A 25,127-nucleotide genomic window follows, 5' to 3' on the forward strand; every position below is an offset into this window, starting at 1 on the left:
TCAACGCCAATCGGGGTCGCGCCCCAAATTCAACGCGCGTCTTTGTCCGCTTCGGCCTTGGTGAGGCGGTTGCGATAGGTTGCGGCGCGCATCAGCAGCATGGCCGTGACGGGCGACGACACAATCAACAGCAACGTGATGATGACCTCGTGAAACACCGGCCGCGCCGACAGCGCCGAGAAGACGAGAATGGAAGACGCCAGCACGCAGGCGCAGCCCATCGTGTTGCCCAGCGTGGGCGCATGGATGCGCGACTGGAACGTGCGAAAGCGCAGCAGGCCGGCCGAACCGGTCACCGCCAGCAGGCCCCCCAGCACCAGCAGGATGCAGGCCGGAATGCCGGCCCACAGCGGGATATCGACGTCCATCATGGCTCGATGACCTCGCCGCGCAGGAGAAAGCGCGCCATTGCGGTGGAACCCACGAAACCGAACAGCGCGATCAGCAGCGCAATGTCGAAGTACACGGACGTGCCGGACCGGATGCCGAACACCAGCATCGTCAGCATGCCGTTGATGTACAGCGTGTCCAGGGCCAGGACGCGGTCCTGGGCGGTGGGGCCGCGCAACAGGCGGATGGTGGCAAACACCATGCCCAGCGCAAAGCAAAGCAAGGCAAAGGATGCCGCCCAAAACAGTACGGAATTCATTCGAACATCTCCATCAACGGGCGCTCATAGCGCTGCTGCACCAGCTCGATCCACTCGTCTTCGTTCTGCAGGTCGAGCACGTGCAGTTTCAGGCTGTGGTCTTCGGTCAGGTCCACCCAGACGGTGCCGGGCGTATAGGTGACGATGCAGGCCAGCATCGCCAGGCCATGCGGGTCGCGCATGGTGAGCGGGATCAGGATGAACCCAGGCGAGAATTCATTGCGGCGCGGATTCAGGATCAGCCGCGCCACCGCGATGTTGGACTTGATGATGTCCAGCGTCACGCGCAGGAAAAGCGGTATCACCTTCCAGAGGCGGCGCGGGCGCGCCCGCAGCGGTCGCAGGCGCGAGGCGGCCCACGTGAACCACAGCGCCAGCGCGATGCCCAGCGCGATCTGCCCCGCGGACAGGCTTTCGTTGAGCACCAGCCACAGGACAAACAGCAGCGTGGGCAGGATCAGGAAGTAAAGACGGCGCATCAGCTTCCTCCCTTGACGCCGCGCACGGTCTGCGCGGACATGACGGCGTCGATGTAGGACGCGGGCTGGTCAAGCGAACGGGCCGCGTCGTCCAGGTAGGCCGACACTGGACCGGCGCCCGCGGCCAGGGCCACGCAAAGCAACACCAGCGCCGCGACCGGGCCCGCCTCGATGACGCGAAGGCGCGGCGTGCTGCGGTCGTCGCTGGCCCAGAAAATACGGATGCCGGTGCGGCCCAGGCCGATCAGGCCAGCCAGACCCGACACCAGCACGGCCGCCACGAGAATCCAGGCGTCCATGGGCGGCGCCGATTCGGTGGCCGCCGAGACGGCCGCCGACAACAGCGAGAACTTCGCCACGAAGCCGGACAGCGGCGGCAAGCCGGTCACCAGCAAGGCGCACGAAATGAAGGCCAAGCCCAGGAACGCCATCGCGGCGGGGATCGCCACGCCGACCACGTCGTCGGATCGGTTCACAGAGGTCGGATCATCCAGATCGAAGGCGTCGAGCGTAACCGCGAGCACGTTCGCGCCGAAGCTGCGGGTGCGTTCGATCAGCTCGGCCAAGAGGAAGAACGCGCCCGTCGTCAGCACCGAACTGATCAGGTAGAACAGCGCGGGACCGGTGAGCGTGACGCCCGGCATGCCCAGCGCGGTCAGCAGCGTGCCGGCCGACACGATGACGCAGTAGCCGACCATTTTTTCCAGTTGCTGGGTGGCCAGCAGCCCCAGGGCGCCGAACAGCAGCGTGGCCAGTCCGGCAGCAAACATCCAGTCCAGGCTGAAGGCGGCAGGCGCGCCCGTGGGCAACAGCAGCGAGCCGATGCGCAGCAAGGCGTAGATGCCGACCTTGGTCATGATGGAGAACATGGCCGCGATGGGTGCGCCAGCCGACCCATAGCCTTTGACCAGCCAGAAGTTGAGCGGCCAGGCGCCCGCCTTCACGAGGAACGCCACGCCCAGGATGGCGGCGCCCGCTTCGAACAGCATGCGCTCGGCGCCCGTCAGATTGCCCGCGCGCAAGGCCAGGTCGGCCATGTTGAGCGTGCCCGTCACGCCGTAGATCAGCGCAATGCTGATGAGCAGCAGGAACGAAGCCACCAGATTCACGGCGATGTACTGCAGGCCGGCGCTGACGCGCGCCACGCCGGACCCATGCAGCAGCAAGCCGTACGACGCGGCCAGCAGCACCTCGAAGAACACGAACAGGTTGAACAGGTCGCCGGTCAGGAAGGCGCCATTCAGGCCCATCAGCAGGAACTGGAAGAGCGAGTGGAAATGCACGCCCGCGCGGTCCCACCGTGCCAGCGCGTAGACCAGCGTGGCCAGTCCCAGCACCGCCGTCAGCGTCAGCATGACTGCGGCCAGGCGGTCGACCACCAGCACGATGCCGAACGGCGCCGGCCAATCGCCCACCAGGTAGGCCCCTACCCCGTTTTCCCAGACGCCGGGCACGCCCCCGCCTGCGACGAACAACAGGGAAATCGCGGCCGCCAATTGGGCAAGCGTGGACACAAGCGCGATGCCGCCGCGCGCATAGCGGCTGGTGTCGGCGAGCAGCAGCATCGCCGCGCCCGCGACCAGCGGAATGATGATGGGCAGAACCGGAAGATGTTGAAGCCAGAAACTCAAGATTGGGACTCCCGTCCATCAACGTGGTCGGTACCCGTAAGGCCCCGTGAGGCGAGCAGCACAACCAGGAACAGCGCGGTGGTGGCAAAGCCGATGACGATGGCGGTCAGCACCAGCGCCTGCGGCAGCGGATCCGCATACCAGGAAGGATCATGCGCCATGGCGGGATCCACCACCGGCGGTTTGCCGGACGTGAGCCGGCCCATGCCGAAGATGAAAAGGTTGACCGCATAGGAGACCAGCGACAGGCCCATGATGAACTGGAACGTCCGGGGCCGCAGCAGCAGCCACACGCCCGAGCCCGCCAGCACGCCGATCGCGGCTGCGTATATCAATTCCATCAGGCTTCTCCTGTTTGAGCGGCGGCCGCCTGGAGTTCGGCGGCGGCCTTGCGTTGCGCGCGCAGCGATTGGTGGGCAAGCGCCACCAGCACCAGCACGGTGGATCCCACGACCAGCATGTAGACGCCCAGGTCGAACAGCAGCACGCTGGACACGTGGACATGGCCGATCAACGGCAGCGCGACGTCCCAGGCCAGCGCGGCGAGGAACGGCTTGTAGGCCAGCCACGCGCTCACGGCGGCGATGCCTGCGGACAGCAGCCCGATACCGATCCAGTTCTGGGGATTCAGGCGGCTGCGGGATTCGACCCAGTACACCCCGCCCACCATGTACTGCAGGATGACGGAGGTGGCGAAGATGAGGCCGCCGACGAAACCGCCGCCCGGCTGGTTGTGGCCGCGCAAGAGGAAGTACACGGAAATCAGCGCGGCAACCGGCAGCAGCAGGCGCACCAGCACGGCCGGCACCATCATCGAGCCGGCGGGCACCACCGACTTGATGTCGGGCGCGTCGGGGATGCCGCCGTCCTGGTCCATCTGCTGGCGCGGAATGTCCGCGCTCTCGGCGGCCGGGCGGAACCGGCGCAGCAGCGCGTAGACGGTCAGCGCCACGATGCCCAGCACCGTGATTTCGCCAAACGTATCGAAACCGCGGAAGTCCACGAGGATCACGTTGACCACATTGGTGCCGCCGCCGTCGGGCAGCGCCCGGTCCACGAAGTAGGACGAAATGGGATTGGTCTGGGGCCGCGCCAGCACCGAATAGGCCAGCGCCGACATGCCCGTGCCGGCCGCCACCGCCAGCAGCAGGTCGCGCAGGCGGCGCCCGCGCGCCATCAGGGTGGCCTTCAGGCTTTCTTCGTCGTCCTGCACGATGCGCCGCGGCAGCCAGCGCAGACCCAGGAGCAGCAGCACCAGCGTCACGACTTCGACGGACAACTGGGTCAGGGCCAGATCGGGCGCCGAGAACCAGACAAAGGTCAGGCAGGTGATCAGCCCTGCCCCGCCGGCCAGCGCCAGCGAGGCCAGGCGGTGGTACTTGGCCTGGAACGCGGCGGCCAGTGCGCACGTGCCGCCCACGATCCACAGCAATGCGAACACCGGGTCGACGGGCGTCAGGCGCACGGCGCCGTCCAGCCAGCCGCCCGCGCGCAACGGCAGCCACGCGACGAACAGCGTGCCGACCACGATCAGCACCATCTGCACCTGCAGGCGCGTGGACGACACCCAGCGCAACAGCCACGCGGCGGCAACGCTGGAACCGTCCAGCAGCGCCTCGAACGTGCGGCGGCCGTCCAGGCGGTAGATGAACGGCACGCGGCCGGGATTGGCGCGCTGATGGGCACGCAGGGCCAGGTACAGCAGCACGCCCGCCGTGGTGGCGACCAGGCTCATGGCGAGCGGCAGATTGAAGCCATGCCAGACGGCCAGGCTGTAGTCGGGCATGTTCTCGCCCAGGATGCTTTGCGCCGCAGTGGCCAGGAACGGACCCACGGTCAGGCTGGGGACGATGCCGACCAGCAGGCACATGAGGACCAGCAGCGCGCTGGGCAGCAGCATCCAGCGCGGCGGTTCGTGCGGTTCGCGCGGCAGGTCGGTGGCCGGCGGGCCGAAGAACACCTGCAGGATGAAGCGCAGCGAGTACGCCACGCTGAACGCGCCCGCAATCGTGGCCAAGAGCGGCAGGCCAAGCTGCACGTAGCGGTCGGCGCTGACGAAGGTGGTCTCGGCAAAGAACATTTCCTTGGACAGGAAGCCGTTCAGCAGCGGCACGCCCGCCATCGAGGCGGCGGCCACCATCGCCAGCGTGGCGGTGATGGGCATCGCCTTGTACAGGCCGGACAGCCTGCCCAGGTCGCGGGTGCCGGTTTCGTGGTCGACCACGCCCGCCGCCATGAAGAGCGACGCCTTGAATGTGGCGTGGTTGATCATGTGGAAGATGGCCGCCACCAGCGCCAGCGTGCTGTTCAGGCCCAGGAGCAGCGTGATGAGGCCCAGGTGGCTGATCGTGGAATAGGCCAGCACCCCTTTCATGTCCTGCTGGAAAATGGCTGCGTAAGCGCCCAGCACCAGGGTGATGAGCCCAAGGCCGCCGATGATCCAGAACCATTCGTCCGTGCCCGACAGCACGGGCCAGAAGCGCGCCAGCAGGAAGACGCCCGCCTTGACCATCGTTGCCGAATGCAGGTAGGCCGACACCGGCGTGGGCGCGGCCATGGCGTTGGGCAGCCAGAAATGGAACGGGAACTGCGCGCTTTTGGTCAGCGCGCCCAGCGCCACCAGCACCAGCACGGCCGGATACCAGGGGTCGGCCCGGACCAGGTCGCCCGACGCCAGGACGCGATCCATGTCGTAGCTGCCGACGATGTGGCCCAGGATCAACACCCCGGCCAGCAGACAGAGCCCGCCCGCCCCGGTGACCGTCAGCGCCATGCGGGCGCCCCGGCGCGCGTCCAGGCGGTGGTGCCAGTAGGCGATCAGCATGAAGGACGCCAGGCTGGTCATTTCCCAGAACAGCACGAGCTGGATCAGGTTGCCCGAGAGCACCACGCCCAGCATGGCGGCCATGAAGGCTTGAAAGAAGGAGAAGAAACGCGGCACCGGGTCTTCGGGCGACATGTAATAGCGCGCATACAGCACCACCAGCGCGCCCATGCCCGAGACGATCAGCGCGAACAGCCAGGCGTAGCCGTCCATGCGCAGGGTGAATTGCAGTCCGAGGGCGGGCGCCCAAGGAATGTCGGCCCTAATGACGCCGCCGTTGGCGACGTCGGGATACAGGGTCGCGATCAGAACCACGCAGACGAGGGCGATGAGGCCAGCCAGCCACGCCTCGGCGTTGCGGGCGTTGGAAGGCAGCAGCGCGGCGCACAGGCTGCCGGCGAACGGCAGAGCGAGGATCAGGATCAGCGACATGGCGTTCCGAAAATGTCCGGGCCCCCTCCCGCCAGCGCAAGGCAGCGAGAGACGAAACAGACCGGGGATTGAAAAACGGACGGAACCCTGGCCCGGTGCGTCGCTGCACTACACGTTGCCCCGTGGGGACATCAACCAACGCCAATTGAACGGCGCAGACAGAAACAAACGCAATAGCTTTCTTGCAAGACCGGGCAAGAATCTCATCCGAAAAATATCAGATTCTTGTAAGTTATGCAGAGATTTATGTGAGTAATCAGCTAATGACAGCATGATGACTGCGCAGCGTTTGCGCACTGAAAGCGTATCGAAAGGCGTTCAACTGGCTGTCAGACACACTTTTTCCTGTAACTTCCGTCATCTTCGCTGAAATGGAAAACGTCTGAAAATTTTTGCCTTTCAACATGACAGGGACAATCCCAAGTTGACCGTGGGGACATACCTGTGTGGAATTGCGGCCACGAGGCGTTGGCTTGCCGGCACCCCCGGCAATGCGCGCTTCACCGAAGCCGGTCCAAGAAGCCGGCCGGCTCGGAACAACAATATGGAGAAGACTCTTGAACGTGTTGTCACATGCCAAAGCCGCCCTGGCCCTTGCCATCGCTGGCGTCTGCTTGACCTCCGCCGCTCAGGCCGCCGATCCCTACCCCAATAAACCCATCCGGCTGATCGTTCCGTTCGCAGCGGGCGGCACGACCGATATCGTGGCCCGCGTGGTGGCTGAAGGCCTGGGCCGTGAGCTCGGCCAGCCCGTGGTCGTTGAAAACCGGGGCGGCGGTGGCGGCTCCATCGGCGCCGACGCCGTGGTGCGCGCCGCGCCCGACGGCTACACGCTGGGCGTGGCCACGGTGAGCACCATGGCCACCAATCCGGCCACCAATCCCAAGAACCCGTACAACCCGCTCAAGGACTTTGCGCCGATCACCAACATGGTGAACGTGCCCAACGTCATGACGGTCAACCCCAGCGTGCCCGCCAAGACGCTGGCTGAATTCATCACCCTCCTGAAGAACAACCCCGGCAAGTACAGCTATGCCTCGTCGGGCGCGGGCGGCATCAGCCACCTGGACGGCGAACTGTTCAAGTCGCTGACCAAGACCGACATGGTCCACGTGCCCTACCGCGGATCGGGCCCGGCGCTGAACGACGTCATCGCCGGCCAGGTCAATGTGCAGTTCGACAACCTGCCCTCCTCGATGCCGCACATCCAGGCGGGCAAGCTGCGCGCGCTGGCCGTGGCGGCGCCCAAGCGCCTGCCCGCCCTGCCCGACGTGCCGACGTTCGCCGAAGGCGGCCTGCCCGACATGGACAACATGGCGTGGTACGGCCTGGTGGCGCCCGCCGGCACGCCGCAAGCGGTGATCGATCGCGTCCACGCCGCGGCGGTCAAGGCGCTGAAGGATCCGAAGATCGCCCAGCGCCTGGCCGACGGCGGCTCGCTGGTGGACGGCAACACGCCGGCCGAATACGCCGCGCAGATCAAGCGCGAACTTGAACTGCGCCAGCGCATCGCCAAGGACCGCAACATCGTCCTGACGAACTGATACCCCAGTTCGACATGAAGGGCGCCAACGCCGGTTGGCGCCCTTTTTCGCCTCCTGCGCCGCTTGACGGCAATTGCCCGGGTGGTAGCATCTGCCCCGTGCAATCCGACATATCCTCCCTACCCTGCGTCACCTGCGCCCTCTGCGCCCTGCGCTCAACGCTGTTGAGTTCGCAGGAGGTCGCCGCGCGTTCCGCTTACGCGCGGTCCAAGCCCGGCTAATCGCCCGCCTTTCCCCTTTCTGATTTCCTTGCTCCGGCCCGTTGCCGGCTGCCTTCGCACATCCACGCGCGCCGCAGCCTGAAACCGGCCGGCGGGCGCACTGCCGCGTGGCAGGTGCCCGTCCCCATTTCGCCTGCGCACGCCTTCACGAAAGCTGGCGCGGCGGCCACGCACCGTCTTCGATTCAGCGCCATGCAACTCACCAAGAAATTCGTCAAAGCCAAGAACCCCTGCGCGGGCGGCTACAAATGGTTCCTTCGCGACCACAACGGCCAGGGGGACTACCAGGCCGTGCTCGACGCGCTCGTCGCCGACGGCCGCGTCGGCGATGCCTGCTGGCTGCTGGATCAGTTCGGCCCGACCGACGCCGTGCTGCGCCTGGACACGCTGGACGCGAACGCCATCGTGTTCGCGGGGACGCTGGAAGTGCGAATGGGCATCAACGTGGACACGGTGGTGCGCGCCGGACGCAACATTGTCACGGGCGGCGGGATCCGGGCGGGCGAATCGATCGTCGCGGGCGAGAACATCACGGCCGGCGGCAACATCGCCAGCGCCGGCAACCTGCGGGCGGGCGGCGACGTGGCGGCCGACTGGGGCATCGAGACGGCCACCCGCCTGGACTGCGGCGGCAACGTGCGCGCCAAGTGGGACATCTGCGCGGGCCAGGATCTGGCCGTGACCGGCCACCTGCATGCCGGCCAGGACATCAGCGCGCAAGGCGCCATCAAATGCGGGCAAGGCATCAAGGCGGGCGGCAGCGTCCGCGCGGAACAGGAAATCCATGCCGCCTGCGGAATACAGGCAGGCGGATCCATCCAGTGCGGCGATCACCTTGCCTGCGGGTGGGGCATGATCGCCGGCGAGGACATCCGCGCGGAAGGCGCCATCCGGGCGGGCGAAGGCGTGCACGCGGCGGGCATCATCGCGGCCGGGCCGGGACACGGCGTCTATGCCGGCCTGAGCGTGCGGCTGGACGCGTGGGACCTGTGCGCGCGGGTCGTGGCGCAGACGCGGCCTGCTCAACTCGTGAGCGGTCATTGGGCGGGGCCGGACGGCGCGCTTGACGCGCCCGCGACGGACGCCACACCGCCGTGGAGCGGCTGGATGGACGTCGGCGCAGCGAACAGCCAGGCCCCGGGCGGCGGCCCGCGCGCCTGAAAACCGTGCCAGCGTCTGCCGAGGACGCTATCGCTGCTGCTGCCCCTGATCGTTCCCCGACGCCGGATGGCGCAGGACGAGCATCAGCCCCGTCAGGATCGCGGCCATGCCCGCCAGGCTGAGCGCCGGCAGGCGATTGCCCAGGATTACGTAGTCCAGCGCGGCCGTGCCCACCGGCACCAGGTAGAACAAGCTGGTCACGTTGACGAGATTGCCCGCCTGGATCATGCGGTAAAAAAGCAGCGTGGCGCCCACCGAGATCACAAGGCCCATCCAGATCAGCGGCACGATAAAGCCGACGCTCCAGTCGGCATGCAGCGGCTGGAAAGGCGCAAACAGCAGGCACAGCACGAGGCTGACCGCGTACTGCAACGGCATCACCTCCATCGGCGCCTGCCGGACGCGCTTTTGCAGCAAGGCGCCGCCCGTCATGCTGGCCAGCGCGGCGCAGGCATAGGCGATGCCTGCCACGGACAAGCAGGTCAGCGCGATGCTTTGATATACCACCAGCACCAGGCCGGCCAGCGCCAGGCAAAGTCCTGCCAGACGCGCCCGGGCATAGCGGCGCTCGGTCAGCGCCAGCGTCAGGATGGGTTGCGCGCCAAGCAACGTGGCCAGCACGCCCGGCGTCACGCCATGATCCAGCGCGAGCAGATAGCAGATGGAGTAACTGCCGATCAGCAGCGCGCCCGTCGCGGCCACCTGAATGCGCGTGCCGGGCTGGGGCAGCCATCGTCGGCCGGGTGCGCAGATCAGGAGCAGCGCCGCCAACGCAAGCAGGAAGCGGCACAACAGAAATCCAAAGGCGGAGGCGTGCGACAGCCCCCATTTTGCGAAGATCGCGCCGCCGCTCCACAGCAGCACGAACAAGGTGGTGGACGCGCGGGCAGTCCACGCGCTTCGGTTGATGGACATGAGAAATCACCTGTCTGAATGGCAACAGACTCCAGCCCGGCGCGCGATGACGCGCGCTCTCGGGCGCGCGCTGCTCAGACGGCAGACGTCATGCGGCTTGCGGCGCGGCGCGAAGGGTCAGGCGGGAGAAGGGAAAGCGGCAGGTCAGCCGACGACGGCCGACACGGGGCGGCGCAAAGCCAACCCTGGCGGGCACACGCCCGACACGACACCGCTGGGCGGCGAGGCGGGCGGCGGCGGCGCCGCGTTCTTGACAGGAGAGACTGCCGGCGGAGAACCGGCAGAGAAGAAAGCCGGCACGCGCGCGCAGGCAAGACCGGCGCGGACGGCGCAGGCAAGCATGGCGAGAGGCGTGTGATCTGGCATCGGGGCAGACTACCGGCCGCGGGCCGAAGCGTCAAGCGTCAAGCGTTGGCGTTGGCGTTGGCGTCGGAATCAACGCCAACGCGCCCCGCCGCTATCCGATCCGGCGCTGCTCCACGCCCATATCCCGCCATGCCTCGCCGTGGCAGGTGAACATGAGGATCTGGTGCCGGGTGGCGGCGTCAAAGAGCGCCCGCTTCATGAAGTCGCGACGCGCGTCGTCGGTGTGCACCAGCGCATCGTCCAGCAGCAGCAACGTGGGCCGGCCGGCCTCGCGCAGCAGATCCGCGTAGGCAAAGCGCGCCAGGATGCCAAGTTGCTCGCGCGTGCCGAAGCTGAGCGCCTCCAGCAGATCCTCGCCGTCGCCGCGGCGCAGCGCCGTGGGCAGCAGCGCATCGTCCAGTCGCAGCGCGGCATCGGGAAAGAGCAGCGCCAGATAGTGGTTGAGCCGCCGGGCGAGCGGCGCCTGCAGGCGCTGCGTGGCCGCGGCGCGTTTGTCGGCCAGCAGCTTTTGCAGCAGGTCCAGCGCGGCGGCGCGCCGCGCGAACTCGTCGCGGCGCCGTTGCAGGCGCTCGCAGGCCGCCTGCATTTCGGACAGGCGTTCGCCCAGCCCCTGCGCCCCGGCCTGATCCAGCTTGCCCTGCAGCTGCAGGATGTCGCCGTGACGCTTGTGCTGCGCATCGCGCTCGATGGCGGCGGATTTCTCGAACCGCTGCACGTCCTGCTCGGCCAGTTCGGGCCGGTGTTCGGCCAGCGCGGCACGGGCCTCGCGAACACGGGCGTCGAGCTGGTCGTGGGCGCTGCGCACTTCAGCGAGCCGGCCTGCGCGTGCCTGCCGTTGGGCCACGCGTTCAGCGGACTGCAATTCGGCGCCCCGGGCAGCCGCCTGCCCTTCCAGCAACTGGGCGCGGGCCGTGTCGGCGTCCAGCGCGCGCTGCGCGTCGGTAACCGCCTTTTCCGCCTGGGCGGCCACCGCTTCGGCTTCGCGCAGGGCCTGGATGGCGTCCGGCAGGCCGTCGTCGTCTGCGTCCGCGACATCACCGGCCACATCGTCGCTCAGGTCCTGCGCGGGGGGCAGTTTGGACAGCCTTTCCTGCAACTGGGCAAGACGCGCCAGCGCTTCGTCGCGCTGCGTGCGCAGCGCATCCACGCCGCGCGGCGCGTGAATGCCCAGGGTTTTGCGCATGCCGTCCAGCTCGCGCTGCAACGCGGTGTAGCGGGCGTGGCGTTGCTCGGCGTCAGTAAGGGTATCGACGCCCGCCCGCTTGAGCAACGCGGCACATGCCGACTCCGCGCGCGCCAGGTCGCGCTGCAGGGCCGGCAGATCCTGCCCGCCGGGTTCGATCTGCAGGCGGCCCACGCCGGGCAGTTCGAGTTCGGCCGCGGCCGTCAGCAGGACCTCGCCCGAGCCGCTGACCGCCTTGCCATCGAGCAAGGCTTGCGCGCCGGCATCGAGCCGGTAGCGCAGGCGGGTGGCCACGGCCTGTTGCTGCAATTGCAGATTGCCCAGTTCGCGGCTGGCCTTGCGCAGGGCTTCGATTTCGGCGTCGGAGATCTCCAGGCGCACGGCCTCGGTCTTGAGCGCGGATCCTTGTTCGATGAGGTGGGTGACCGCGATCAGGGCGGTGTCCAGGCGCTCGATCTCGGGTGTGAGCTGCGCCAGCTGGCGGTCCAGATCCCGGCGGTCGGCTTGCGCCTGAAGCTGCGCCACGCGACGGCGCGCGGCCTCGAGGGCGGCCGCATGCGACTGCCGCTGCTGCTGGGCGCGCACCAGCGGTTCCTGCATTGCCTGCACATGCGCGTGCGCGGCGCGCGCATCGCGCAGCAGCAACTGGTAATCGGCTTCGTCCTGCTGATCGCGCCGGACCTGGTCCTGCAGCAGCGCAAGCGTCTGTGCTGCCTGCGCCTGCTCGCGTTGCAGCCCGTCGAAGGCTTCACGTTCCTTGGCCAGCGCGGCCAGCCGCGCGCGGGCCTGCACGGCCTTGGTCTCGAAATCCTTCCAGGGCTGCTCGGCCTGCGCGCGTTCATGATCCCGCCGCAACTCGGCCAGGCGGTCGACGTCGGCGTTCAGTTGCGCCATGGCCTGCGCGCACGCGTCGCGCTCGGACGTGGCGCGCGCAAGCGCGTCTTCGGCTTCCTTGTAGCTGCCCTTGGGCCGGCCGTTGCGCGCGTCCAGCAACGCGGCGCGCTCAGCCGAGACGCGCTCGAACAGGCGATCGCCGTCGCTGGACGCCAGCTCGCCGGAGAGCTGCGTCAAGGCATCGCGCAGATGCGAGCCCGCGTAGCCCGCGGCTTCGTGCAGGTTCTGGCCGTCGCCCTGGCGTATCCAGAGCAGGCCCGGCACGCCGGCCAGGTCGGGTTTGCTTTGGCCGCGTCCGGGGAGTTCAAAGCCCAGCAAGACCGCCAGCGCGTTTTCGGCCTCTTCGCCGTCCAGCCGCTGCGCGCCGTCGTCGACGACGAGTTCGCAGCGGGCCTTGGACAGGAACTGCTTTTTCAGGACATACGAGTGATCCGCGTGCGTGAAGACCAGCTCCACGCTGGGGCGCGCGCCCGATTCGCCGTGCGGCGCCAGGTCGGCGACCTTGCTGGTGCTGTAGCGTTCAAGGAACGCGGCACGGATGGCGGCGGCAATCGTGCTCTTACCGGCCTCGTTGGGACCGACAAAGAGGTTCAGGCCGTCTTGCAGATTGTCCAGCGACAACGGCTGGCGGAACTTGCGGAATTCTTCGAGGGCGATGCGGGAGATCTTCATTTGGCGGCTCCCGGCGCAGCGGTTTCACGCTGGAAGCGCAGGAGCAGGCGCAAGGCCTCGCTGGCCACGGCGGACTGGTCGTCTTCGGCATGCGTTGCCTGTGTTGCCTGCAGCGCTTGCAGTTGCGCGGCGACCTCGCCCACATAGCCGCTGGCGCGCAATTGCGCCAGGTCGGCCTCGTCGGGTTCGAGCCGCACACCCGACAGATCCGGCAGCAAGGCCCGCACCTGCGCGGCGGCTTCTCCCACCGCCTTTTGCAGCGCGTCCCAGGTTTCAAGGTTGACGTGGCCCTGCACATCCAGGCGCAACACATCATCGGGGCGCAGCGCTGCCATGCGCTCGGCCAGCGCCTGCGCGTCCGACGCGAGGCTGAGCGTCTCGGTCCAGGCCGACCAGCGGTACCGGCCCGTGGCGATGCGTTCAACCACGGGCGCCATGCCGGGCGCGCCGATCTGCACGTCAAGCACGTAGCCGGGCTCGTTGCCCCGGAAGCGGTCCTGTTCGGGCGTGCCGGCATACCAGGTGCGGGCGTCGATGGACAGGCAGCCGTGCCAATCACCCAGCGCCAGGTAATCCAGACTGGCGCGGTCCGCGCGATCGGGCGCGATGGGGTTGGTGGCGTCGATCGTGTCGGGCAGGCGGCCGGCAACGCTGCCGTGCGCCAGGCCCACGCGGATGCGCCCGGCTGGCGTTTCCAGCGTGTCGAAGGCCTGCGTGACGTCGTCGTAGGTATGGCGCTGCGTGAGCGGGGCCGCAAGCACGGCGAGGTTGGCTTGCGGCAGATCCACGACGCCGGTGACAAGCGGGACATGCACGTGGGCGGGAATGCAGCCCAGCTGCATGGCGCGGCTCCAGACGCTGTCGGCCAGCGCGGCATCGTGGTTGCCGGCGATCATGACCCAGGGCCCGGTGTAGGCAGACATGGCGGCAAAAAGCCGGCGGATGGTGCGATCCGACACCGCTTGCGTGTCGAAGACGTCTCCGGCGACCAGCACGGCGTCCACGCGGCGCTCGGCGGCCAGGGTGGCGATGCGGGCCACGACCTCGAAGCGGGCCTCGGCCAGCATGGCGGCATCGTCGGTTTCAAACTGGCCGTACTGACGGCCGATCTGCCAGTCGGCAGTGTGCAGGAAATGGGTCATGCGGCGATTTTGGCACAAAGCGGCGGGCCTTCCTGGGCGCCGCCGTGCTCAATTCAGCACGCGCAAAAAGACGCGGGCCGCATCGAAGCGGCCCGTCGGGGTGTGCGCCGCCAGCGGCGCGGTGGGCGGATCAGGCGCCCTTGCCGTTCAGCACCAGTTCCTGACGGGAAGCGGCGCGCCGGTCGTAGCGCGACATGCCAAGCCCGTCGGTGCTGATCGCGGGACGCTGGCCCATGACGAGGTCGGCGACCAGCTTGCCGGAACCGCAAGCCATGGTCCAACCCAGCGTGCCGTGGCCCGTGTTCAGATAGAGGTTGCCGTAGCGCGTGGCGCCGACAACCGGCGTGCTGTCCGGCGTCATGGGACGCAGGCCCGTCCAGAACTCGGCCTGGGCCACGTGACCGCTGCCCGGGAACAGGTCGTTGACGACCAGTTCCAGCGTCTTGCGGCGGGCGTCTTTCAGGCGCAGGTCAAAGCCTGACAGTTCCGCCATGCCGCCCACGCGGATCCGCTGGTCAAAGCGCGTGACGGCGACCTTGTAGGTTTCGTCCAGAACGGTCGACACCGGCGCGGCGGCCTCGTCCTTCATGGGGATGGTGAGCGAATAGCCCTTGACCGGATACACCGGCAGGTCCAGTCCCAGGGGTTCCAGGAAACCGCGGGTGTAGCTGCCGAAGGCCGCCACGTAGCGGTCGGCCGTCAGGACCTCGTTGCCCACGCGCACGCCGGTGATCTGGCCGCCGGCCGTGTTCAACCCCGTGACGCTTTGGCCAAAGCGGAAATCCACGCCCAGTTCGGCCGCCATGTCGGCCAGCCGGCGGGTAAAGAGCTGGCAGTCGCCGGTTTCGTCGTTGGGCAGGCGCAGACCGCCGGAAAGCTTGTGGGCGGAATTGGCCAGCGCGGGTTCGGCCGTCACGAGGCGGTGGCGGTCCAGGAGTTCGTAGGGGACGCCCACCTCTTCGAGCACCGCGATGTCGCGGCGCGCGGCCTCCATCTGGGCATCGGTGCGAAACAGCTGCAGCGTGCCCCGGGTGCGTTCTTCATAGTGGATGCCGGTGGAAGCGCGCAGTTCGCGCAGGCAGTCGCGGCTGTACTCGGCCAGGCGCAGCATGCGTTCCTTGTTGACCGCATAGCGGTCTGCCGAGCAATTGGCCAGCATGGCGGCCATCCATTTCAGCTGGTACAGGCTGCCGTCCAGGCGGATCGCCAAGGGCGCGTGCTTTTGAAACAGCCATTTGATCGCCTTGAGCGGAATGCCGGGCGCCGCCCACGGGGTGGAATAGCCAGGCGAGACCTGTCCGGCATTGGCGTAGCTGGTTTCCTGCGCAGCTGCGGGCTGGCGGTCCAGCACGGTCACTTTGGCGCCCTGCCGGGCCAGGTAGTAGGCAGTGGTGGTGCCGATGACGCCGCTGCCAAGGACGATCACATGCATGATTCTTTCCGATAGTTGGTTTTGTCTGGGAATTTCGGTAGTCTATGACCCCTTCGGCAGTGAAAAACACTGAAGATTTTGCTTTACCAGTGCTTTTTCTCGGGCCACCACCTTTTTTTGACCCGCAAAAGTGAAATGCGCGACCTCGACCGAATCGACCTCAAAATCCTTGATATCCTGCAGCGCGAAGGCCGGATTTCGGTCACCGAATTGGCCGAGCGCGTCAGCCTGTCGGCCACCCCCTGCTCCGACCGCGTCAAGCGCATGGAGCGCGAGGGCGTCATCACGGGTTACCATGCGCGCGTCAATCCGGCGGCGCTGGGCAAGAACCTGCTCGTCTTCCTGGAGATCAAGCTGTCGGCCAAATCGGGCGACGTCTTCGACAAGGTCAAGAAAGAGCTGCTGTACGTCCCGGAAGTCATGGAGTGCCACCTGGTGTCGGGGGACTTCGACTATCTGGTCAAGGCCCGCCTGACCGAAATGAATGAGTACCGCCGTCTCTTGGGCGAAATCCTCAAGCGCCTGCCCGCCTCCGCCGAATCGCACAGCTACATCGTGATGGAGGAAATCAAGGAGACGCTCTTTCTGCCGGTGGACCGCTAGGGCCTGTTCACACTAAAAGAAGGGATGCGCCCTACCCCGGCCACCTGCGGCCGCCGGGTTGTTACCGAAAAAACCGTTGGCGGCTGCTATGCTGCGGCCCTCCCGGCGAACCAATGCGTTCGTCCGACCCTATTTTTGCTCTTGCCTATGACCCGTCTTTATAAATACTTCTTTCGCGGCCTGATCACCGTCCTGCCGCTGGCGCTGACGATCTACCTGCTGTATCTCTTTCTGGCCTGGACGGAAGGCGTGGCGCTGACCTTCCTGCGTCCCTTCATCGGCGGCTTCTACGTGCCGGGCATGGGTCTGGCGCTGGGGATCCTGGGCATCCTGGCCATCGGCTATCTTGTGTCCAAGCAGCGCGTGCAGCGCTTTTTGACACTGGTCGAGATGCCGTTTACCAACCTGCCGGTCGTCAAGAGCATCTATTCGTCGCTCAAGAGCTTTGCCGACTACTTTTCGCCCAGTTCCAAGAACACCGCCCAGCAGGTCGTCGTGCTGCGCATCCCGGGCCAGCAACTGGAATTGGTGGGCCTGGTGACCCGCCGCGGCACGGACGGCCTGCCCGAAGGGTTCACCCAGGGCGACCGCGTCGCGGTCTACCTGCCGATGGGCTACATGATTGGCGGCTACACCGTCTTCGTGCCACAGGAATGGGTGCAGCCCATCCAGATGTCGGTCGAGGAAGCCATGCGATCGTCGCTGATCGCCTGGATGGCGCGCGCCGAAACCGGCAACAACCGCCCCGTGCCTCCCGCCAGCCCGCAGGCGCCCGCGGAGGACCCCGCCGCTGCCCCGGCCGCCTCGGCCGCGACTTCGCCAGCCAACCCCGCCGCCCCGGCCAACCCCGGCAACCCCGGCAACGGCCCGGCCTGACCCCGCCGCTTCGAAACCCCATCATGTCCATCATCGAATTCACGCTCGCCGAAGGCAGCCCCTATATCGAGATCAACCAGCTGCTGAAGGCGACCGGCCTGTGCGACAGCGGCGGCGCCGGCAAGATGCTGGTGGCGGACGGCCAGGTCAGCGTCGGCGGCGTGGTCGAAACACGCAAGACGGCCAAAATCCGCGATGGCCAGATCGTGACCTGCGGCGGCGTGCGCATCGTGGTCCGTGCCTTTTCCGGCCCGCATGACGACGCGGGCGAGAGCGCCTGATTTCCTGTTGATCCCCATTCGCCGCGAGCCGTCATGAAACTCAAGATGTCCCAGAACTCCATTTTTGCCGTGCTGCTGCGCTCGCCGTGGTGGATGAGCGCCGGCGTGGCCGTGCTGCTCAGCGCCGGCGGCTTTGCCGCGCTGCCGCTGGAGTATGCCGCGATGGGCGTCTTTGCCGCGGTGCCGTTCGCCGTGATTTCCCTGATGGCGGCCTACAAGCAAATGCGCGCCCCGTCCGGCGCGCGTGTGCAGGCGGTCACCGAAGCGGTTGCCGCGATGTCGTGGGCCGACTTTTCGCGGACCGTTGAAGCCGGGTTCCGGCGCGACGGCTGCGAGGTCGAGCGCCTGCAGGCGCCCGGCGCCGATTTCGCGCTGACCAAGGACGGCCACGTGGCGATCGTCAGCGCCAAACGCTGGAAGGCCGCCAGGAACGGCGTGGAACCGCTGCGCGAACTGCAGGCCGTGCGCGAAAAGCGCGGCGCCCGCGAAGCCATCTACATCGCGCTGGGCGACGTATCCGACAACGCGCTGCAATACGCGAAGGCGCAGGGCGTCTCCCTGATGACGGCGCCGGAACTGTCCAAGCTGCTGCGCGACCTGAAAGCCTGAAAGCCTGAAACCTCGAATGCCGCCCGGCGCGGCCTACACCACCATGACCGACGTGGCCGCCACGACGCGCCACGCGCCCGACGCAGAATCGGGCGTCCAGGTCCGCATGAAACGGAACGTGCCGTTGGCCGGCACGCCGTTGTAGCTGCCCGAGATGCGGGCCAGCACCGACACCACTGCGCAATCGGTCCGCGGCAGGATGCACTGCTCGGACAGATCCAACGCGTGAATCTTGAGCAATCCGCCGCGGTGGGCTTCCAGGTCATCTTCGCGCGTGACTGTCCAGCCCATGTGATTGACGAACAGCAGATCCGGATCCAGCAGCGCCTCCAGCGCGGCAATGTCCGAGGACAGCATGGCCTGGCGCAGCCGTTCCTCGGCGGCCTGGATTGCGGCGGTGATCGAAGCGTGCATGGCGTGGGTTCCGGGCTGATCTTGGGATGACAACACGCCCGCATTCTATTCGGTCATCAAGCGTCTTGCCTTGTTGCCATTGCCGTACGCGCGCCCCGCGCGCATGCGCTTTAATTCACCTGCCGCGTGTTTGCGGCGCAACCCCACCTGTGATTTCCAAGATGACTTATCGCCTCCTTGCCGACCTTGTGCTGGTCATCCACGGACTGTTCGTCGCGTTCGTGGTCTTTGGCGGCCTCTTGGCGTTGTGGAGACCGCGCATGGCGTTCTGGCATCTGCCGGCGCTGGCGTGGGGCGCGCTGGTGATCGGCATGGGCTGGATCTGCCCGCTGACGCCGCTGGAGGTGTCGCTGCGCGAACGGGCCGGCCAAGAGGGCTACGCGGGCGGCTTCATCGAACACTACATCCTGGGCATCATTTACCCCGAAGGCATCACCCGGACCACGCAGATGCTGCTGGCGGCGCTGCTCATCGTGGGCAACCTGGTCATCTACACCGTGTGGGCGCGGCGCCGGGCGGGCGCGCGCCGTGAGGCCGCGGCGGCTTGCAGATAAGGGGCGCCGCGGCGCTTGCCGTTGCGCTACAGGCTACGTGCGATCACCAGGCGCTGGATGTCGCTGGTGCCTTCGTAGATCTGGCAGACGCGCACGTCACGATAGATGCGCTCGACGGGAAAATCCTTCAGGTAGCCATAGCCGCCCAGCGTCTGGATCGCCGCCGAGCAGACCTTCTCGGCCATCTCGGACGCAAACAGCTTGGCCATGGAGGCCTCGGTCAGCGCCGGCCGGCCCGCTTCGCGCAAGGCCGCGGCGTGCAGCACCATCTGGCGCGCGGCGTGGATCTGGGTCGCCATGTCCGCCAGCCGGAACGACACGGCCTGGTGCTCGATGATCGGTTTGCCGAAGGTTTGGCGGTCGCGAGCGTAGTCGCGCGCGCATTCGAAGGCGGCGCGCGCCATGCCGACCGATTGCGCCGCGATGCCGATGCGGCCGCCCTCCAGGTTGGACAGAGCGATCTTGTAGCCCTCGCCTTCCTCGCCCAGCCGCCAGGCGGCCGGAATGCGCATGTCCTCAAAGGCAATCTGGCAGGTGTCGGACGCGTGCTGCCCGAGCTTGTCTTCCACCCGCAGCACTTTGTAGCCGGGCGTGCTGGTGGGCACGATGAACGCGGAGATGCCGCGCTTGCCCGCGTCCGGGTCGGTGACCGCGAACACGATGACGGTCTGCCCGTTGCGGCCCGACGTGATGAACTGCTTGGCGCCATTCAGAATGTAGTCGCCGCCGTCGCGCCGCGCGCGGGTATGCAGGCTGCTGGCGTCGGACCCGGCCTGCGGCTCGGTCAGCGCGAACGCGCCGATGTGTTCGCCGCGCGCCAGCGGACGCAGGAACTGCGCCTTCTGTTCGTCGTTGCCGAATTTCAGGATGGGCATGCAACCGACCGAGTTGTGCACGCTCATGATGGTGGAGCAGGCGCCGCTACCCGCGGCAATTTCCTCCAGCGCCACCGCGTAAGCGATGTAGCCGCTGTCGTTGCCATCCCACGCTTCCGGGACCAGCATGCCGAAAAAGCCCTGTTGCGCCATCTCGGCGATGGCATCGGCGGGATAGTGATGCTCGCGATCCCACCGCTCGGCGTTGGGCGCCAGGCGCTCCTGGGCAAACCGGCGCGCCATCTCCTGGACGCTTTGCTGTTCGTCGGTCAAAAGCATGCTTGTCTCTCCTGCGGCAGCCGGCGGGCAAGCCGCGGCGCGCGATTCTTGTGGTGTGCCAGCACGGCGCATGACGGAACGCGCCGCGTGATTGCGAGAATACACCGGCGCAGGCTAGGCCCGGGGTGCATCCTGTTCCGCGCGCTGCTGCGCCGGTCCCATCGCGCGGCTCAGGTTGTAGGCCGTGTTCACCAGCCCGATGTGCGAGAAGCCCTGCGGAAAATTGCCCACCAGCCGGCGCCGCACCACATCATATTCCTCGGACAGCAGCCCCAAATCGTTGCGCAGCGACAGCAGGCGGTCAAAAAGCCGCTGCGCATCGCCCAGCCGCCCTTGCATCACGTAGGCATCCGCCAGCCAGAAGCTGCAGGCCAGGAACACGCCCTCCTCGCCTTCCAGGCCATCGTCGGTATCCTGGACAGCGTATCGGCGCACCAGCCCGCCATGCATGAGCTCGCGCTCGATCGCGTGCACGGTGCCCGTCACGCGCGGGTCGTTGGGCGGCAGAAAGCCCACCTGCGGGATCAGCAGCAGGCTGGCATCCAGCGCTCGCGAGCCGTAGCTCTGCACGAAGCAGCCGCGGGTGCGGTCAAAACCGTTTTCGCAGATGTCCTTGTGGATGCGTTCGCGAATCCGGCGCCAGACTTCGACCGGCCCCTTCAATCCCCAGCGCTCGCAGGCCTTGACCGCCCGGTCGAACGCCACCCAGCACATCACCCGCGAATGCGTGAAGGCGCGGCGTTCGCCCCGCACCTCCCAGATGCCGTGGTCCAGTTCGCGCCAGCGCTGCTCCAGCGGCTTGAGCAGCACGTTCTGCAGGCGCCAGGCCTCGGCCAGCGGCGCCAGGTCGGCGACGCGGGCCGCATACAAGGTGTCAATGAGCTCGCCGTAGATGTCGAGCTGGCTCTGCCCGGCCGCACCGTTGCCCCGGCGCACGGGCCGGCTGCCCTCGTAGCCGGGCAGCCAGGGGATTTCCAGCTCCGGCAGCCAGCGGTCCCCGGCAATGCCGTACATGATCTGCAACTGGTCGGGGTGGCCGGCCACTGCACGCAGCAGCCATTGCCGCCATGCCTCGGCTTCTTCGCGATACCCGGCGTTGAGCAAGGCGTACAGCGTCAGCGCCGAGTCGCGCAGCCAGCAATGCCGGTAATCCCAATTGCGGCCGCCGCCCAGCTGTTCGGGCAGCGAGGTCGTTGGCGCGGCGATGATCCCGCCGGTGGGCTGGAATGTCAGCAGCTTCAGCGTGATCAGCGAGCGCACCACCGCGTCGCGGGTGCCGTCGCCCGGTCCGTCCCAATGGCAGCGCTTGGACCACTCCTGCCACCACGAGACGGTGCGGTCCATGCTTTCGACCCGGTCGGGCACGAACCGGGGCGTGCGGTGCGAACGGTGATACGACAGGGTGAACGGCACGACGCGCCCGGGATGCACCGCAAAGCGCGCCGTCGTCTTCATGTCGTGGCCTTCCAGCTCGATGGGCGTGTGCAGCTCGACCGCGTCCGGCCCGGCGATGGCGTTGAGCCCGTAGTCGCGCCGCCGCACCCACGGCACGCTCTGGCCGTAGTTAAAGCGCAGGATCAGCTCCATGTCCATCTGCACGTGGCCGGACTCGCCGCGCACGATGCGCACGACATCGACCCGCTCGTCGTCGTCGCTGAGCGGCATGAAGTCTTGCACCAGCACCGATCCCGTGCGGGTCTCGAAACGGGTTTCCAGCACCGCCGTGTCGGGCACGTAGCGGCGCGACGTCGCGCGGACCTTGCCGTGCGGCGCAATGAGCCAACGCCCATGCCTCTGGTCGCCCAGCAACGCGGCAAAGCACGCGGGCGAATCGAAGTGCGGCAGGCACAACCAGTCGATCGAACCGTCCCGCGCGACCAGCGCCGCGGACAGCATGTTGCCGATGAGGCCGTAATCCTCGAGCGGTTTGGACATGCCGGTCCTCAACCCGCGCCGCGGAATTCGGGATACAGCGTCATGCCGCCATCCACGAAGAGCGTGGTGCCGGTGACGTAATCCGACGCATCGCCCGCCAGCCAGACGGCGGCCTGCGCAATGTCCTCGGGCTCGCCGATCCGGCCGTAGGGGATGAGTTCGAGCAGCTTGGCCAGCGCCTGCGGCGTGTCCCACGCGGGCTGGTTGATCGCGGTGCGAATGGCGCCGGGCGCAATGGAGTTGACCCGGATCCGGTCCGGCGCCAGTTCCTGGGCCAGCGATTTCATCAGCAGCGAAATGCCGCCCTTGGAGGCCGCGTAGTTCACCTGAAACGCCCAAGGGATCACTTCGTGGACCGAACTGATGAACAGGATGTTGCCCACGGACAGCTTCTGGCGGGCGGGATCCGACGGCTGCGACTTGAAAGCCCGGGCCGCCGCGCGGGCGCAGAGGAAATGCCCGGTCAGATTGACGTCGATCACCCGCTGCCAGTCCGCGAGCGTCATGTCGGCGATGGGAGACGGGTGCTCGACGCCCGCATTGTTGACCAGGATGTCCACCCGGCCGAAATGCTGCATCGCCTGCTCGAACAGATGGTCGACGTCGGCTTCGCGGCTGATGTCGGCGGCCGCGGCCACCGCCGTGCCGCCGCTGCGCTGAATGGATTCCACCACCGCCGCGCCGCGGGCCTGCGAATCGCCACCGGCCCGGTGGTTCACCACCACGCGCGCACCCGCTTGCGCGAGGCCGATTGCCACGGCGCGCCCGATACCGGAAGACGCGCCCGTCACCACGGCCACGCGGCCGTCCAGGTCAGTCGTGTGCTGCATGCCAGTCTCCTTGGCGGTCGGCGTGGGCCGGCCGCCGGTGTAGAGGAATCCAGGGTAGTCCCGCGCAAGGGGCCGGCGCAACCCGGCCGCTTTGGAGCGGCGGACAGCAAGCGGCATTCCTCAAGCCGGCAACGCAATAATGCAACACCATAAGTTGCATAAGAAGCCGCCGGCTTCTATCATGCAACTTTCAAAGTATCGAAATCTCGAATCTCAGCCCCTTGAGTTCGGCCCGTTCCGGAGGATCCTTCATGCACTACGACGTCATCATCATCGGCGGCAGCTTTGCCGGCCTGTCCGCCGCCATGCAATTGGCGCGAGCCCGCCGGCAGGTGCTGCTTGTGGATGCCGCCCGGCCCCGCAACCGCTACGCCGCGCACGCACACGGATTTCTGGGCCAAGACGGCGTGCCGCCGCAGGAGATCGTGGCCAACGCCCGCGCGCAGCTTGCGCGCTATCCGACGGTGTCGTTCCTGGACGGCGAAGCAATCCAGGCGCTGGCGCAGGACGGCGGCTTTGCCGTCGTCATGGCGGGCGGCGAGCAGGTGCGCGGCGCGCGCCTGATCCTGGCGACCGGCATGCGCGACGAACTGCCGCCACTGCCCGGATTGCAGGCGCGCTGGGGCCAGACCGTGCTGCACTGCCCGTACTGCCACGGCTTTGAAGTGGCGGGCGAACCGCTGGGCGTGCTGGCCGCGCATCCGATGTCGGTTCATCAAGCGATGTTGCTGCCCGATTGGGGGCCGACCACCTACTTCACGCAGGGCCAGTTCGAACCATCGCCCGAGGATGCCCGCCATCTTGCCGCGCGCGGCGTCCTCGTGGAACGCACGCCCGTCGTGGCGCTGCTGGGCGACGCGCCAGCCCTGACCGGCGTGGTGCTGGCCGACGGCCGCGAGGTGCCGCTACGCGCGCTGTTTGTCGCCAGCCGCGTGCACATGGCCAGCCCGCTGGCCGGACAGCTGGGCTGCGCATTCGACGAGGGGCCGCTGGGGCCCGTCATTCGCGTGGACGACATGAAGCAGACCACCGTGCCCGGCGTGTTCGCGGCGGGCGACGCGTCGACGCCGATGTCCAACGCCACGCTGGCCAGCGCCTCCGGCGTCATGGCGGGCGTGTGCGCGCACCGTTCGCTGGTGATGTCATGACGTCATGCGGGCGGGGCCCTGGCCCGTGCATAATGGCGGAATTGCCGGCCCGCTCTCCGCCTGGAGCACGGGCCGCATGTTCATCCGACCATGCATCCAGGAGCAGCCGTGCTGGATCCCATCCTCGCCGAACTTTCCACCACCCTGCCCGCCGCCAAGTCGGTCGAGCAGTTGACCCGCCCGCTGCTGGACATGCTGGGCGCCGTAACCGGGCTTGAATCGACGTACCTCACCTCGGTCGACCTGAAGGCCGAGCTGCAACGCGTACGCTACGCGCGCAACGTGGGACACCTGCAGATCCCGGAAGGCCTGTCGGTGCCCTGGGACGACACGCTTTGCAAGCGCGCGCTGGACGAAGGCCGCATGAGCACCAGCAACGTCGCGCAGTGCTGGCCCGATTCGGACGCGGCCCGGCAACTGGGCATACAGACCTATGTCAGCACGCCGGTGCGCGCCGACGATGGCGCCTTGTACGGAACGCTGTGCGCCGCCAGCGCCCGCCGCCACGAAATCAGTCCCGAGGCCGAAGCGGTGCTGAAACTGTTTTCCAGCGTGATCGCCAGTTTCATAGAGCGCGAAATGCTGGTCGAGCAACTGCATGCCGCCAACGTGCAGCTCATGTCGTATGCGCTGACCGACACGCTGACGGGCCTGCCCAACCGGCGCGCGCTTTACGAAGCGCTGGACCGGCTGCTGGCGCGGGCCGTGCGCGAACACGGCAGCGTGCTGGTTGGCGTCATCGACCTGGACGGGTTCAAAAGCATCAACGACACGTACGGCCACCAGGCGGGCGACACCTTTCTGCAGGAAGTATCGCGGCGCATGGCCGCAGCGCTGCGCGGATCGGACATGCTGGGACGCGTGGGCGGTGACGAATTCGTTCTGATCGGGCCCGGCCCCGCGCTCATTCGCAAGCGGTCCGACTCGGGCGGCGTGGCGCAACAGGCCGAAGCCGAAGAAGCGGCGCGCGCCATGGAAGAGCGCATCCTGGCCGCCACGATGGGGCGCTATCCGCTGGGCGAAACCACGGTGGCGTATGAGGGCGCCAGCGCCGGTGTGGTGGCGCTGGACCCGGCCGGACTGGACGCCGAAGCGGCCGTCCGGCTGGCCGATGCGCGGATGTATGAAATCAAGCAAGCGCGCCGCGCGGCGCGCACCATTCACTGATCGGCCGCGCG

Annotated in this window: 23 protein-coding genes; 9 read left to right on the top strand and 14 right to left on the bottom strand. The window is 67.5% G+C overall.

The features are described 5' to 3' along the window. Nucleotides 1–29: 29 nt before the first annotated feature. From mnhG to FBY20_RS26250, 6 genes are read right to left on the bottom strand one after another with little or no spacing between them, the layout of a single operon-like run. The gene (gene mnhG / locus FBY20_RS26225) at nucleotides 30–371 is read right to left on the bottom strand and encodes a monovalent cation/H(+) antiporter subunit G (RefSeq protein WP_056317327.1); all 342 of its coding nucleotides are present in this window, start codon (nucleotides 369–371) and stop codon (nucleotides 30–32) included. Continuing rightward, on the bottom strand, nucleotides 368–649 hold the full coding sequence (locus FBY20_RS26230) for a K+/H+ antiporter subunit F (RefSeq protein WP_142055451.1): 282 nt from the start codon (nucleotides 647–649) through the stop codon (nucleotides 368–370). Before FBY20_RS26230 ends, mnhG begins: the two co-directional genes overlap by 4 nt. Continuing rightward, nucleotides 646–1,128 (bottom strand): Na+/H+ antiporter subunit E, encoded by a 483-nt coding sequence (locus FBY20_RS26235; protein WP_056317320.1) that lies wholly within the window; start codon nucleotides 1,126–1,128, stop codon nucleotides 646–648. The genes FBY20_RS26230 and FBY20_RS26235 overlap by 4 nt, the downstream gene beginning before the upstream one ends. Beyond that, a complete protein-coding gene (locus FBY20_RS26240; protein ID WP_142055453.1) occupies nucleotides 1,128–2,759 on the bottom strand; it encodes a monovalent cation/H+ antiporter subunit D in 1,632 nt (543 codons plus the stop codon). Before FBY20_RS26240 ends, FBY20_RS26235 begins: the two co-directional genes overlap by 1 nt. Next, the gene (locus tag FBY20_RS26245; RefSeq protein ID WP_056317316.1) at nucleotides 2,756–3,100 is read right to left on the bottom strand and encodes a Na+/H+ antiporter subunit C; all 345 of its coding nucleotides are present in this window, start codon (nucleotides 3,098–3,100) and stop codon (nucleotides 2,756–2,758) included. The genes FBY20_RS26240 and FBY20_RS26245 overlap by 4 nt, the downstream gene beginning before the upstream one ends. Next, on the bottom strand, nucleotides 3,100–6,015 hold the full coding sequence (locus FBY20_RS26250) for a monovalent cation/H+ antiporter subunit A (protein ID WP_056317313.1): 2,916 nt from the start codon (nucleotides 6,013–6,015) through the stop codon (nucleotides 3,100–3,102). The genes FBY20_RS26245 and FBY20_RS26250 overlap by 1 nt, the downstream gene beginning before the upstream one ends. A gap of 557 nt (nucleotides 6,016–6,572) precedes the next feature. Here FBY20_RS26250 and FBY20_RS26255 point away from each other — a divergent pair. Both FBY20_RS26255 and FBY20_RS26260 read left to right on the top strand, forming a co-directional pair. Beyond that, a complete protein-coding gene (locus FBY20_RS26255; protein ID WP_056317310.1) occupies nucleotides 6,573–7,559 on the top strand; it encodes a tripartite tricarboxylate transporter substrate binding protein in 987 nt (328 codons plus the stop codon). 413 nt (nucleotides 7,560–7,972) lie between these two features. Next, nucleotides 7,973–8,941, top strand: a complete 969-nt coding sequence (locus FBY20_RS26260; RefSeq protein WP_142055455.1) for a DUF342 domain-containing protein — start codon at nucleotides 7,973–7,975, stop codon at nucleotides 8,939–8,941. Nucleotides 8,942–8,968: 27 nt separating this feature from the next. On the opposite strand, the gene FBY20_RS26265 is transcribed toward FBY20_RS26260, so the two are convergent. The 4 genes from FBY20_RS26265 to FBY20_RS26280 all read right to left on the bottom strand — a co-directional run bounded on the left by FBY20_RS26265 (nucleotide 8,969) and on the right by FBY20_RS26280 (nucleotide 15,545). Then, nucleotides 8,969–9,856, bottom strand: coding sequence for a DMT family transporter (locus tag FBY20_RS26265; protein WP_142055457.1), 888 nt, complete (start codon nucleotides 9,854–9,856; stop codon nucleotides 8,969–8,971). Nucleotides 9,857–10,313: 457 nt separating this feature from the next. Next, nucleotides 10,314–12,971 carry an AAA family ATPase gene (locus FBY20_RS26270; RefSeq protein WP_142055459.1) on the bottom strand — a complete coding sequence of 886 codons (2,658 nt, stop codon included), beginning with the start codon at nucleotides 12,969–12,971 and terminating at the stop codon, nucleotides 10,314–10,316. After that, entirely contained in the window at nucleotides 12,968–14,113 is a 1,146-nt protein-coding gene (locus tag FBY20_RS26275) for a DNA repair exonuclease (RefSeq protein WP_142055461.1), read from the bottom strand. Before FBY20_RS26275 ends, FBY20_RS26270 begins: the two co-directional genes overlap by 4 nt. A gap of 130 nt (nucleotides 14,114–14,243) precedes the next feature. Beyond that, the gene (locus tag FBY20_RS26280; protein ID WP_142055463.1) at nucleotides 14,244–15,545 is read right to left on the bottom strand and encodes a D-amino acid dehydrogenase; all 1,302 of its coding nucleotides are present in this window, start codon (nucleotides 15,543–15,545) and stop codon (nucleotides 14,244–14,246) included. A gap of 135 nt (nucleotides 15,546–15,680) precedes the next feature. On the opposite strand from FBY20_RS26280, the gene FBY20_RS26285 reads away from it, so the two are divergent. The 4 genes from FBY20_RS26285 to FBY20_RS26300 all read left to right on the top strand — a co-directional run bounded on the left by FBY20_RS26285 (nucleotide 15,681) and on the right by FBY20_RS26300 (nucleotide 17,914). After that, the gene (locus tag FBY20_RS26285; RefSeq protein ID WP_056317296.1) at nucleotides 15,681–16,148 is read left to right on the top strand and encodes a winged helix-turn-helix transcriptional regulator; all 468 of its coding nucleotides are present in this window, start codon (nucleotides 15,681–15,683) and stop codon (nucleotides 16,146–16,148) included. A 147-nt stretch (nucleotides 16,149–16,295) separates the two neighbouring features. Next, nucleotides 16,296–17,024, top strand: coding sequence for a DUF502 domain-containing protein (locus FBY20_RS26290; protein WP_142055465.1), 729 nt, complete (start codon nucleotides 16,296–16,298; stop codon nucleotides 17,022–17,024). 23 nt (nucleotides 17,025–17,047) lie between these two features. Beyond that, nucleotides 17,048–17,305, top strand: coding sequence for an RNA-binding S4 domain-containing protein (locus FBY20_RS26295; RefSeq protein WP_142055467.1), 258 nt, complete (start codon nucleotides 17,048–17,050; stop codon nucleotides 17,303–17,305). A 33-nt stretch (nucleotides 17,306–17,338) separates the two neighbouring features. Further along, nucleotides 17,339–17,914 carry a restriction endonuclease gene (locus FBY20_RS26300; RefSeq protein WP_056317289.1) on the top strand — a complete coding sequence of 192 codons (576 nt, stop codon included), beginning with the start codon at nucleotides 17,339–17,341 and terminating at the stop codon, nucleotides 17,912–17,914. A gap of 33 nt (nucleotides 17,915–17,947) precedes the next feature. Here FBY20_RS26300 and FBY20_RS26305 read toward each other — a convergent pair whose 3' ends face one another. Then, nucleotides 17,948–18,328 (bottom strand): nuclear transport factor 2 family protein, encoded by a 381-nt coding sequence (locus FBY20_RS26305; protein ID WP_056317286.1) that lies wholly within the window; start codon nucleotides 18,326–18,328, stop codon nucleotides 17,948–17,950. 161 nt (nucleotides 18,329–18,489) lie between these two features. Here FBY20_RS26305 and FBY20_RS26310 point away from each other — a divergent pair, with 161 nt between their 5' ends. Continuing rightward, nucleotides 18,490–18,882: a DUF2784 domain-containing protein gene (locus FBY20_RS26310; protein WP_056318707.1), complete on the top strand. Its 393-nt coding sequence runs from the start codon at nucleotides 18,490–18,492 to the stop codon at nucleotides 18,880–18,882. A gap of 26 nt (nucleotides 18,883–18,908) precedes the next feature. On the opposite strand, the gene FBY20_RS26315 is transcribed toward FBY20_RS26310, so the two are convergent. The 3 genes from FBY20_RS26315 to FBY20_RS26325 all read right to left on the bottom strand — a co-directional run bounded on the left by FBY20_RS26315 (nucleotide 18,909) and on the right by FBY20_RS26325 (nucleotide 22,801). Next, entirely contained in the window at nucleotides 18,909–20,036 is a 1,128-nt protein-coding gene (locus FBY20_RS26315) for an acyl-CoA dehydrogenase family protein (RefSeq protein WP_142055469.1), read from the bottom strand. A 114-nt stretch (nucleotides 20,037–20,150) separates the two neighbouring features. Beyond that, nucleotides 20,151–21,971, bottom strand: coding sequence for a glycoside hydrolase family 15 protein (locus FBY20_RS26320; RefSeq protein WP_142055471.1), 1,821 nt, complete (start codon nucleotides 21,969–21,971; stop codon nucleotides 20,151–20,153). Nucleotides 21,972–21,979: 8 nt separating this feature from the next. Then, nucleotides 21,980–22,801: a glucose 1-dehydrogenase gene (locus FBY20_RS26325; protein WP_142055473.1), complete on the bottom strand. Its 822-nt coding sequence runs from the start codon at nucleotides 22,799–22,801 to the stop codon at nucleotides 21,980–21,982. A 251-nt stretch (nucleotides 22,802–23,052) separates the two neighbouring features. Between FBY20_RS26325 and FBY20_RS26330 the strand changes: the two genes are divergently transcribed. Continuing rightward, nucleotides 23,053–23,949 carry an NAD(P)/FAD-dependent oxidoreductase gene (locus tag FBY20_RS26330; protein WP_142055475.1) on the top strand — a complete coding sequence of 299 codons (897 nt, stop codon included), beginning with the start codon at nucleotides 23,053–23,055 and terminating at the stop codon, nucleotides 23,947–23,949. 111 nt (nucleotides 23,950–24,060) lie between these two features. Beyond that, on the top strand, nucleotides 24,061–25,116 hold the full coding sequence (locus FBY20_RS26335) for a sensor domain-containing diguanylate cyclase (RefSeq protein WP_255452539.1): 1,056 nt from the start codon (nucleotides 24,061–24,063) through the stop codon (nucleotides 25,114–25,116). Nucleotides 25,117–25,127 lie beyond the last annotated feature (11 nt).

Origin of the sequence: Achromobacter sp. SLBN-14, from assembly GCF_006715415.1 — a bacterium.
GTDB classification, from domain to species: Bacteria; Pseudomonadota; Gammaproteobacteria; order Burkholderiales; family Burkholderiaceae_B; genus Achromobacter; species Achromobacter mucicolens.

Coding starts and splice junctions, on each gene's coding strand:
- mnhG (WP_056317327.1), bottom strand. CDS start 371: ATGATGGACGTCGATATCCCGCTGTGGGCCGGCATTCCGGCCTGCATC.
- FBY20_RS26230 (WP_142055451.1), bottom strand. CDS start 649: ATGAATTCCGTACTGTTTTGGGCGGCATCCTTTGCCTTGCTTTGCTTT.
- FBY20_RS26235 (WP_056317320.1), bottom strand. CDS start 1,128: ATGCGCCGTCTTTACTTCCTGATCCTGCCCACGCTGCTGTTTGTCCTG.
- FBY20_RS26245 (WP_056317316.1), bottom strand. CDS start 3,100: ATGGAATTGATATACGCAGCCGCGATCGGCGTGCTGGCGGGCTCGGGC.
- FBY20_RS26250 (WP_056317313.1), bottom strand. CDS start 6,015: ATGTCGCTGATCCTGATCCTCGCTCTGCCGTTCGCCGGCAGCCTGTGC.
- FBY20_RS26260 (WP_142055455.1), top strand. CDS start 7,973: ATGCAACTCACCAAGAAATTCGTCAAAGCCAAGAACCCCTGCGCGGGC.
- FBY20_RS26265 (WP_142055457.1), bottom strand. CDS start 9,856: ATGTCCATCAACCGAAGCGCGTGGACTGCCCGCGCGTCCACCACCTTG.
- FBY20_RS26270 (WP_142055459.1), bottom strand. CDS start 12,971: ATGAAGATCTCCCGCATCGCCCTCGAAGAATTCCGCAAGTTCCGCCAG.
- FBY20_RS26275 (WP_142055461.1), bottom strand. CDS start 14,113: ATGACCCATTTCCTGCACACTGCCGACTGGCAGATCGGCCGTCAGTAC.
- FBY20_RS26280 (WP_142055463.1), bottom strand. CDS start 15,545: ATGCATGTGATCGTCCTTGGCAGCGGCGTCATCGGCACCACCACTGCC.
- FBY20_RS26285 (WP_056317296.1), top strand. CDS start 15,681: ATGCGCGACCTCGACCGAATCGACCTCAAAATCCTTGATATCCTGCAG.
- FBY20_RS26290 (WP_142055465.1), top strand. CDS start 16,296: ATGACCCGTCTTTATAAATACTTCTTTCGCGGCCTGATCACCGTCCTG.
- FBY20_RS26295 (WP_142055467.1), top strand. CDS start 17,048: ATGTCCATCATCGAATTCACGCTCGCCGAAGGCAGCCCCTATATCGAG.
- FBY20_RS26300 (WP_056317289.1), top strand. CDS start 17,339: ATGAAACTCAAGATGTCCCAGAACTCCATTTTTGCCGTGCTGCTGCGC.
- FBY20_RS26305 (WP_056317286.1), bottom strand. CDS start 18,328: ATGCACGCTTCGATCACCGCCGCAATCCAGGCCGCCGAGGAACGGCTG.
- FBY20_RS26310 (WP_056318707.1), top strand. CDS start 18,490: ATGACTTATCGCCTCCTTGCCGACCTTGTGCTGGTCATCCACGGACTG.
- FBY20_RS26315 (WP_142055469.1), bottom strand. CDS start 20,036: ATGCTTTTGACCGACGAACAGCAAAGCGTCCAGGAGATGGCGCGCCGG.
- FBY20_RS26320 (WP_142055471.1), bottom strand. CDS start 21,971: ATGTCCAAACCGCTCGAGGATTACGGCCTCATCGGCAACATGCTGTCC.
- FBY20_RS26325 (WP_142055473.1), bottom strand. CDS start 22,801: ATGCAGCACACGACTGACCTGGACGGCCGCGTGGCCGTGGTGACGGGC.
- FBY20_RS26330 (WP_142055475.1), top strand. CDS start 23,053: ATGCACTACGACGTCATCATCATCGGCGGCAGCTTTGCCGGCCTGTCC.